Source organism: Streptomyces scabichelini (genome assembly GCF_011045015.1).
Taxonomy (GTDB): Bacteria; Actinomycetota; Actinomycetes; order Streptomycetales; family Streptomycetaceae; genus Streptomyces; species Streptomyces scabichelini.
On sequence record NZ_JAAKZY010000117.1, the window covers coordinates 23,333 to 31,861 of the forward strand.

Consider the following 8,529-nt stretch of genomic DNA (forward strand, 5'->3'; position numbering starts at 1 on the left):
GGATCCACCCGCCCCGCCGTCGGCCCGGTCCCGACAATTTCCTCGCGCCGCCGACCCTCGTCAAGGTTCCTGGCATCCCGACGGCGGAGGAAAGACAGACATGGGGGCCCCGGGCGAGAAACCGGCCCTCAGGACCACCGCCCCGTACGCCCCAGCAGCAGTGCCGTCGCCGCCGTGCCCGCGGTCGACGTACGCAGCACACTGCGCCCCAGCCGGTACGCCCTCGCCCCCACCTGGGCGAAGACCTCCAACTCCTCGGGAGACACGCCCCCTTCAGGCCCCACCACCAGCACGATCGAGCCGGTCGTGGGGAGTTCGGCGGTCGCGAGGGGCTCGCTCGGGTGCGCACGGTCCTCGTGCAACACCGCCGCGAGGTCCGCCGTGGCGAGAAGTGCGGCAACCTGCTTGGTCGTCATCGCGTCCGCGACCCGTGGGAAACGTACCCGGCGCGACTGCTTGCCCGCCTCACGGGCGGTGGCCCGCCACTTGGCGAGGGCCTTGAGGCCACGCTCGCCCCTCCACTGGGTGATACAGCGGGAGGCCGACCACGGGACGATCTCGTCGACGCCCGTCTCCGTCATCGTCTCGACGGCGAGCTCGCCCCGATCGCCCTTGGGGAGAGCCTGGACGACGGTGATCCGGGGCGTCGGCTCCGGCTCCTCGTGGACCTCGTGAAGGTCGGCGACCACGAGCCGGTCCTTGCCCTCGGCCGCCTTCACCACACCTTCGGACCAGCGCCCGCGGCCGTCCGTCAGCACCACTTCCTCGCCCGGACGGAGCCGTTTCACGGAAACGGCGTGCCGTCCCTCGGGGCCGTCGACGACGAACTCCCCAGCGGGCGGAACCGCGTCCACCACGAACACCGGCGCGGTCATCTGATGCCTCCGTGGATACTCCGCCCTTCAGTGCGGAGAGGGAACGGACTCCTGCGGACCCGGGCAGGGAAAGACGATTCGGCGCCCGGGCGGACCGTCGTCGCCACCAACTGCCCGCAGAGTTCACAAGTTGACGTGATAGTTTGTGAGTTGTGGCCACTCACATGAAGCGGGCCTTCAAGTACCGCTTCTATCCGACCGATGCGCAGGCAGCCGAGCTGTCGCGCACGTTCGGATGCGTGCGGAAGGTCTACAACATGGCGCTCGCAGCCCGCACCGAGGCGTGGGTGCTCCGTCAGGAGCGGGTGAACTACAACGCCAGCTCCGCCATGCTGACGGCGTGGAAGAAGACCGAGGAACTCGCATACCTGAACGAGGTGTCCTCGGTCCCGCTCCAGCAGACGCTGCGGCACCTGCAGACGGCGTTCAGCAACTTCTTCGCCAAGCGGTCCAAGTACCCGCGTTTTAAGTCGCGGAAGAAGTCGCGCAAGAGCGCGGAGTACACCACCAGCGCGTTCCGCTTCCACAACGAAATGCTGACGCTGGCGAAGATGACCGAGCCGCTGGCCATCGTATGGTCCAGGCCCCTGCCCGAGGGGATGAGTCCGTCCACCGTGACGGTCTCGCAGGACGCGGCGGGACGCTGGTTCGTCTCCCTGCTGTGCGACGACCCCGGCGTCAAGCCGCTCCCCGCGAACGGGAAGGCGGTCGGCATCGACGCCGGGCTGGACCACCTTCTGACCCTCTCGACCGGGGAGAAGATCACCAACCCCCGGCACGAACGCCGTGACCGTGCCGCACTGGTCACCGCGCAACGTCGTGTCGCGAAGAAGGAGAAGGGGTCGGCGAACCGGGCCAAGGCCCAGCGGAAGGTCGCGAAGATCCATGCGCGGATCGCTGACCGGCGCCGGGACACCCTGCACAAGATCACCACTCGGCTCGTTCGTGAAAACCAAACGATCGTGATCGAGGATCTCACCGTGCGCACCATGGTCAAGAACCACACGCTCGCCCGCGCTATCAGCGATGCGGCGTGGAGCGAGTTCCGCAGCATGCTGGAGTACAAGGCCCAGTGGTACGGCCGCGAAGTGATCGCCGTGGACCGGTGGTTCCCCTCCTCCAAGCTGTGCTCCGCGTGCGGCATCCTGCAGGACACGATGCCGCTGAACGTGCGCACCTGGAGGTGCGACTGCGGCACGATGCACGACCGCGACGTGAACGCGGCGAACAACCTTCTGGCCGCCGGGCTGGCGGTGACAGTCTGTGGAGCTGGTGTAAGACCTCAACGGAGTACTCCGGACGGGCAGTCAGTGACGAAGCAGAAATCCTCACGGCGCGAGCCGTAAGAATCCCTTCCCTCAGGGAGGGGAGAAGTCAACAGACGGCACCCCCGCCCCCGCCGGGCAACGCCGACAGGGCCGACTTCGCCGCGGCCAGTTCGTCCGCGAGCACCTCGATCAGCTGCTGCGCCGGCAGATCGCGGGCGAGCCGGTGCCCCTGCCCCGCCCACAGCGCCATCCCCTGGGCGTCCCCCGCCTTGGCGGCCGCCTTGCGCAGGCCGGAGGTGAGGTGGTGGACCTGGGGGTACGCGGCGGGCGCGTACGGCCCGTGCTCGCGCATGAAGCGGTTCAGCAGTCCGCGGGCGGGCCGGCCGGAGAAGGCGCGCGTCAGCTCCGTACGGACGAAAAGGGGGTTGGTCAGCGCCTGCTTGTGCAGGGCGTTGGCGCCGGACTCGGGCGTGGCGAGGAAGGCCGTGCCGAGCTGGGCCGCGGTGGCGCCCGCGGCGAGCGCGGCGGCGATCTGGCTGCCGCGCATGATGCCGCCTGCCGCGACGATCGGGATCCGCACGGCCTCGCGGACCTGCGCGATCAGGGAGAGCAGTCCGATGCCGGAGCCGTCCGTCTCCGGGTTGTCGCGGTGGGTGCCCTGGTGGCCGCCCGCCTCGACGCCCTGCACGATCACCGCGTCGGCGCCCGCCCACTGCACGGCCTGCGCCTCCTCCACGGTGGTCGCGGTGACCATGGTGAACGTGCCGGCACGGGAGAGGGAGTCCAGCACCTCGCGCGTGGGGCAGCCGAAGTGGAAGGAGACGATCGGCACCGGGTTGTCGAGGAGCACCGCGAGCTTGGCGTCGTAGCCGTCGTCGCGTCCGCTGTCCGGGTCGCCCAGCTTGGTCTCGTACCAGGCGGACTCGCCGGCGAGCTGGCTGGCGTACACCTCGACGGCGGCCGGGTCGGCGTACTCGGGCTGCGGCATGAAGAGGTTCACGCCGAAGGGCCGGCCCGTGGCCCCGCGCAACTGCTTGATCTCCTGGTACATGCCGTCGGCCGTCTTGTACCCGGCGGCGAGAAAACCGAGCCCCCCGGCCTCGGACACGGCCGCGGCGAGCTGCGGCACGGAGACGCCGCCCGCCATCGGGGCCTGCACGATCGGGAGGGGGAAAAGATCGGTCAGTGCGGAGGACATGACGGCATGTTGTCACGTCCTCCGAACAGGACCGAATCCGGCCTTCCGCCTGGCATACGCCACCGGAATGGGCGCTTGTCAGCGCCTATGGGGCACGCTACGGGCACGAGAACAAGCCGCGCTCAGCAAGCCTCGCAGGCGCGGTCCAGCCCCAAAATCGGGGTGGCCGTCAGCGCCCGTTGAACGCGTCCTTCAGGCGCGAGAACAACCCCTGCTGCCCCGGCTGGAACTGCCCCGTGGGCCGTTCCTCCCCCCGCAGCTTCGCCAGCTCGCGCAGCAGTCGCTCCTGCTCCACGTCGAGCTTGCTCGGGGTCATGACCTCGACATGGACGATGAGGTCGCCGCGACCGCCGCCGCGCAGATGCGTGACGCCGCGGCCGTGCAGCGGGATCGACTGGCCGGACTGCGTGCCCGGGCGGATGTCGACCTCCTCCATGCCGTCGAGAGTCTCCAGCGGAACCTTCGTGCCGAGCGCCGCCGCGGTCATCGGGACGGTGACCGTGCAGTGCAGATCGTCGCCGCGCCGCTGGAAGGTGCTGTGCGGGACCTCGTGGATCTCGACGTAGAGGTCACCGGCGGGCCCGCCACCGGGACCGACCTCACCCTCCCCGGCGAGCTGGATCCGCGTGCCGTTGTCGACACCCGCCGGGATCTTCACGGTCAGCGTCCGGCGCGACCGTACGCGTCCGTCACCCGCGCACTCCGGGCACGGGTTCGGTACGACCGTGCCGAAGCCCTGGCACTGCGGGCAGGGCCGGGACGTCATGACCTGGCCGAGGAAGGACCGCGTGACCTGCGAGACCTCACCGCGGCCACGGCACATGTCACACGTCTGCGCCGAGGTACCCGGCGCCGCGCCCTCACCGCTGCAGGTGGTGCACACGATCGCCGTGTCGACCTGGATGTCCTTCGTCGTCCCGAAGGCCGCCTCGTCGAGCTCGATCTCCAGGCGGATCATCGCGTCCTGGCCGCGCCGGGTGCGCGAGCGCGGGCCGCGCTGGGACGCCGTACCGAAGAACGCGTCCATGATGTCCGAGAAGTTCCCGAAGCCGCCCGCGCCGAAGCCTCCGGCGCCACCGCCGCCCGCCTGGGTCAGCGGGTCGCCGCCGAGGTCGTAGACCTGCTTCTTCTGCGGGTCCGACAACACCTCGTACGCGGCGTTGATCTCCTTGAACCGCTCCTGCGTCTTCGGATCGGGATTGACGTCCGGATGCAGCTCGCGTGCGAGTCTCCGGAAAGCCTTCTTGATCTCGTCCTGTGACGCGTCGCGGCGCACGCCGAGTACGGCGTAATAGTCCGTGGCCACTTACGACTCCGCCAGGATCTGTCCGACGTACCGTGCCACCGCTCGTACCGCTCCCATCGTTCCCGGGTAATCCATGCGGGTCGGTCCGACCACGCCCAGTTTGGCTACTGCCTCGCCGCCCGAACCGTAACCGACCGAGACGACCGACGTGGAGTTGAGTCCCTCATAGGCGTTCTCGTGACCGATGCGTACGGTCATGCCCGAATCACTGGCCTCACCAAGGAGTTTGAGGAGGACGACCTGCTCCTCCAATGCTTCCAGGACGGGCCGGATCGTGAGGGGAAAGTCATGTCCGAAGCGGGTGAGATTGGCGGTGCCGCCGATCATCAGCCGCTCCTCGGTCTCCTCGACGAGCGTCTCCAGGAGGGTGGAGAGCACCGTCGAGACCGTGCCGCGGTCCTCGGCCTCGAAGGCCTCCGGCAGGTCCTGCACCAGCTGCGGGACGTCCGTGAAACGGCGGCCCGCGACCCGGCTGTTGAGCCGCGCGCGTAGATCCGCCAGAGACGCCTCCCCGAACGGCGCAGGGCAGTCGACCATGCGCTGCTCGACCCGTCCCGTGTCCGTGATCAGTACGAGCATGACGCGGGCCGGAGCCAGCGACAGCAGCTCCACGTGCCGCACCGTCGAGCGCGTCAGCGAGGGGTACTGCACCACGGCGACCTGCCGGGTGAGCTGCGCCAGCAGCCGTACGGTCCGGCCCACCACGTCGTCGAGATCGACGGCGCCGTCGAGGAAGTTCTGGATCGCGCGCCGCTCGGGTGCCGTCATCGGCTTGACGCCCGCGAGCTTGTCGACGAAGAGGCGGTAGCCCTTGTCCGTGGGGATGCGTCCGGCGCTGGTGTGCGGCTGCGCGATGTAGCCCTCGTCCTCCAGCGCCGCCATGTCGTTGCGCACGGTCGCCGGGGAGACTCCGAGGCTGTGCCGCTCGGTGAGCGCCTTGGAACCCACCGGCTCTTCCGTGCCCACGTAGTCCTGGACGATGGCGCGGAGCACTTCGAGCCTGCGTTCACTGAGCATCGCGCACACCTCCAGCTGGTCTTTCCCGTGGCTTTCGCTTGGCACTCAGCGTGCGCGAGTGCCAGCATCCCGGCTCAAGTGTACGGCCGGTGGGTACGGCCCCGGCAAGGGCGGGCCCGCGCCGCCGATCCGAGGTGTACGGGCATGTCCTGCTCTGTCGGGGACATAGGGCTAGCGTCGTTGCATGAAGGTGACTTGGGAAGCGTCGGGGTGGGAGGAATTGGCACCCGGAGTCGGGCGGCGCCGTCTTCCCGTGTGGGACTGCACGGTCGGGCTGGTCGTGGGCGAGGGCGCGGCGCTCATGATCGACGCGGGGTCGGGCGTGCGGGAGGGCGTGCGGCTGCGTACGGAGGCGCAGGGGCTCCTCGGGGGTGGCAGAGTCACCCATCTCGCGCTCACGCATCCCCACTTCGACCATGTCTTCGGAGCGGCGGCGTTCGCGGGTGTCGAGATCTTCGGCGCGGTGGGCGTGGAACGGGTCCTCGTCCACGACCGCGAGGAGCTGCGCGCGGACGCCGTACGCAACGGCGCCGACCCCCGCGAGGCGGCCGAGGCGGCGGATCTCCTCGTCCGCCCCCGCCATCTCGTGTCCGGCGAGTGGACCCTCGACCTGGGCGGCGGCCGCCAGGTCCTTCTGGCTAATGTCGGTCCCGGCCACACACCCCACGACTTGGCGGTCCTGGTCCCAGGGATGCCCTTGACATCAGTGACCCCCGGGACCCCCGGGACGGCCGGGAGGCTTGGGACCCCCGGGACGCCCGGGACGGCCGGGAGGCTTGGGACGGCCGGGAGGCTTGGTGCGGGCCCTTCCCCCGAGATCGTCTTCTGCGGCGACCTGGTCGAGGAGTCCGGCGAACCTCAGGCGGGCCCCGACGCCGTACCGTCCCACTGGCCCGCCGCCCTCGACCGGCTGCTCGCCCTGGGCGGCGAGGACGCGGTGTACGTTCCCGGCCACGGCGCCGCCGTCGACGCGGCCTTCGTACGGGCCCAACGGGACGCGCTGGCACGGCGTTTCGGCTTGCTGTAAAGGTCGCGCCGTGAAGGTATCGTCAGCCGAATGCGCCAGTACTCACCGGACCTGACCCCTCCCTGGAAGAAGCCCAAGCCCGTACCCGAGGTCCCGGCGGAGCCCGGTCTGGTCGTCGAGGAGCCCGGCACCGGCTTCTGCGGCGCCGTGATCCGCTGCGAGGCCGCCACGGTCACCCTGGAGGACCGCTTCGGCAAGCACCGCGTGTTCCCGCTGGAGCCGCGCGGCTTCCTGCTGGAGGGCCGCGTGGTCACGCTGATCCGCCCGTCCTCGGCTCCGGTACGCCCCACCCGTACGGCATCCGGCTCGGTGGCCGTCCCCGGCACCCGGGCCCGCGTCGCCCGCGCCGGACGCATCTACGTCGAGGGCCGCCACGATGCCGAACTGGTGGAGAAGGTCTGGGGCGACGACCTCCGCATCGAGGGCGTCGTCGTCGAGTACCTGGAGGGCGTCGACGACCTCCTGTCGATCGTGGCCGATTTCGCCCCTGGCCCGGATGCCCGCCTGGGCGTCCTGGTCGACCACCTGGTGCCGGGCAGCAAGGAGTCCCGTATCGCGGAGTCGGTGACGAGTGAGTACGCGCTGGTGGTGGGCCACCCGTACATCGACATCTGGGAGGCGGTGAAGCCGTCGTCGGTGGGCATCGAGGCGTGGCCTCGGGTCCCGCGCGGGGAGGACTGGAAGACGGGGGTGTGCCGGGCGCTGGGGTGGCCTGCAAACACCGGGGCGGCCTGGCAGCGGATTCTGGGGACGGTGCGCTCTTACAAGGACCTGGAGCCGACGCTGCTGGGGAGGGTGGAGGAGTTGATCGACTTCGTTACGGCCAGCGATGGGGCCTGACCTTCTCGTACGTGGCGAATTCGCTGGTGTCCAGTTCGACGCCGATGGGCTCCAAGGGCGTGAGGTCTCCGAACTTGGTGATCCGCTGGCACCGATAGTCCGCATCCTCTCCAGCGCCCGTCGGCTCGGTGAGCAGAACGCACTGGCCCATGACGGGGTCGATGATGAAGTAGGCGGGGATCCTTGCCGCTGCGTAGATCGAGCGCTTGACTCCGTAGTCTCGGTCCACGCTTGTCTTGGAGACGACCTCCACCAGCAAGCTGATGACCTCGGACGGCATCAGCCTTCCGTGACCGGGTCCGGCACCCCGCTCGACGACCACAAGATCCGGCTGCGGCTCGCTGGTCTCTTCGAGGATGGCGATGTCCTGGGTCTGAAGTCGCCGCCAGTGCCGCCGAGGGATCTGGTCCTGAACCGCCTCCACGATGTCGTTGTGGGCCACATCTGGCCCCGCCATCATCACAATTACCCCCCGGAGGAGTTCGACTTTGAAGCCGTCGGGAACCTCAAGTTCCTCGAAGATCTTCACGATGCCGGTGGTCATCGGTCGGTCGTCCACAGCGGTCATCTCCGCAGCCCTCCGGTTTCCGCCACCGTGCGCTTACGGCGGCAGCCTACGAACCAGGTTAGGGACCGAACCGGCGTTCCGCACCGATTCACTCGCCCGAGTGATCAGTCCACCAAATCCCTGACCACCGCATCCGCCAGCAGCCGCCCCCGCAACGTGAGAACGGCCCGCCCCTCGTCGTACGGCCCGGCTTCCAGCAGCCCCTCGGCCAGCGCGCGACGCGACGCCGCGAGCCCGTCCGGCCTCAGCAAGGACAACGGGCAGCCCTCGCGGAGCCGCAGCTCCAGAAGGATGCGCTCCACGCGGCGGTCCTCCTCCGAGAGGAGCTCCCGTCCGGCTCCCGGTGACCGACCCTCCGCAAGGCGCCCGGCGTACGCACCGGGATGCTTGACGTTCCACCACCGCACCCCGCCCACGTGACTGTGGGCCC

Annotated in this window: 8 protein-coding genes and 1 pseudogene; 3 read left to right on the forward strand and 6 right to left on the reverse strand. The window is 69.6% G+C overall.

The annotated features are described in order from the left end of the window. Positions 1-128: 128 nt before the first annotated feature. On the reverse strand, positions 129-875 hold the full coding sequence (locus tag G5C60_RS30580; RefSeq protein ID WP_165264234.1) for a 16S rRNA (uracil(1498)-N(3))-methyltransferase: 747 nt from the start codon (positions 873-875) through the stop codon (positions 129-131). Between the two features lie 164 nt (positions 876-1,039). Between G5C60_RS30580 and G5C60_RS30585 the strand changes: the two genes are divergently transcribed. Further along, complete coding sequence (locus G5C60_RS30585; RefSeq protein WP_165264244.1) at positions 1,040-2,221, forward strand: RNA-guided endonuclease InsQ/TnpB family protein; 1,182 nt, start codon at positions 1,040-1,042, stop codon at positions 2,219-2,221. 28 nt (positions 2,222-2,249) lie between these two features. Here the strand turns inward: G5C60_RS30585 and G5C60_RS30590 are convergent, their stop codons facing one another. From G5C60_RS30590 to hrcA, 3 genes are all read right to left on the reverse strand, one after another. Beyond that, on the reverse strand, positions 2,250-3,341 hold the full coding sequence (locus G5C60_RS30590; protein WP_165264235.1) for a nitronate monooxygenase: 1,092 nt from the start codon (positions 3,339-3,341) through the stop codon (positions 2,250-2,252). A gap of 169 nt (positions 3,342-3,510) precedes the next feature. Beyond that, on the reverse strand, positions 3,511-4,647 hold the full coding sequence (gene dnaJ / locus G5C60_RS30595; RefSeq protein ID WP_165264236.1) for a molecular chaperone DnaJ: 1,137 nt from the start codon (positions 4,645-4,647) through the stop codon (positions 3,511-3,513). Beyond that, positions 4,648-5,664, reverse strand: coding sequence for a heat-inducible transcriptional repressor HrcA (gene hrcA / locus G5C60_RS30600; RefSeq protein WP_165264237.1), 1,017 nt, complete (start codon positions 5,662-5,664; stop codon positions 4,648-4,650). Between the two features lie 184 nt (positions 5,665-5,848). Here hrcA and G5C60_RS30605 point away from each other — a divergent pair, with 184 nt between their 5' ends. Together G5C60_RS30605 and G5C60_RS30610 are read left to right on the forward strand one after the other, a co-directional pair. Continuing rightward, positions 5,849-6,691 carry an MBL fold metallo-hydrolase gene (locus tag G5C60_RS30605; protein ID WP_165264238.1) on the forward strand — a complete coding sequence of 281 codons (843 nt, stop codon included), beginning with the start codon at positions 5,849-5,851 and terminating at the stop codon, positions 6,689-6,691. A 30-nt stretch (positions 6,692-6,721) separates the two neighbouring features. After that, positions 6,722-7,531, forward strand: a complete 810-nt coding sequence (locus G5C60_RS30610) for a DUF3097 domain-containing protein (protein ID WP_165264239.1) — start codon at positions 6,722-6,724, stop codon at positions 7,529-7,531. Here G5C60_RS30610 and G5C60_RS30615 read toward each other — a convergent pair. Then, positions 7,509-8,099 (reverse strand): Uma2 family endonuclease, encoded by a 591-nt coding sequence (locus tag G5C60_RS30615; protein WP_165264240.1) that lies wholly within the window; start codon positions 8,097-8,099, stop codon positions 7,509-7,511. The two genes, G5C60_RS30610 and G5C60_RS30615, sit on opposite strands and share 23 nt — an antisense overlap. Before the next feature lie 104 nt (positions 8,100-8,203). Further along, a pseudogene (locus tag G5C60_RS30620) lies at positions 8,204-8,529 on the reverse strand (radical SAM family heme chaperone HemW); the annotation flags it as partial.

Bases quoted from the DNA above. Each gene is read 5' to 3' on its own strand.
- G5C60_RS30580 (WP_165264234.1), bottom strand. From the start codon at position 875: ATGACCGCGCCGGTGTTCGTGGTGGACGCGGTTCCGCCCGCTGGGGAG.
- G5C60_RS30585 (WP_165264244.1), top strand. From the start codon at position 1,040: ATGAAGCGGGCCTTCAAGTACCGCTTCTATCCGACCGATGCGCAGGCA.
- G5C60_RS30590 (WP_165264235.1), bottom strand. From the start codon at position 3,341: ATGTCCTCCGCACTGACCGATCTTTTCCCCCTCCCGATCGTGCAGGCC.
- hrcA (WP_165264237.1), bottom strand. From the start codon at position 5,664: ATGCTCAGTGAACGCAGGCTCGAAGTGCTCCGCGCCATCGTCCAGGAC.
- G5C60_RS30605 (WP_165264238.1), top strand. From the start codon at position 5,849: ATGAAGGTGACTTGGGAAGCGTCGGGGTGGGAGGAATTGGCACCCGGA.
- G5C60_RS30610 (WP_165264239.1), top strand. From the start codon at position 6,722: ATGCGCCAGTACTCACCGGACCTGACCCCTCCCTGGAAGAAGCCCAAG.
- G5C60_RS30615 (WP_165264240.1), bottom strand. From the start codon at position 8,099: ATGACCGCTGTGGACGACCGACCGATGACCACCGGCATCGTGAAGATC.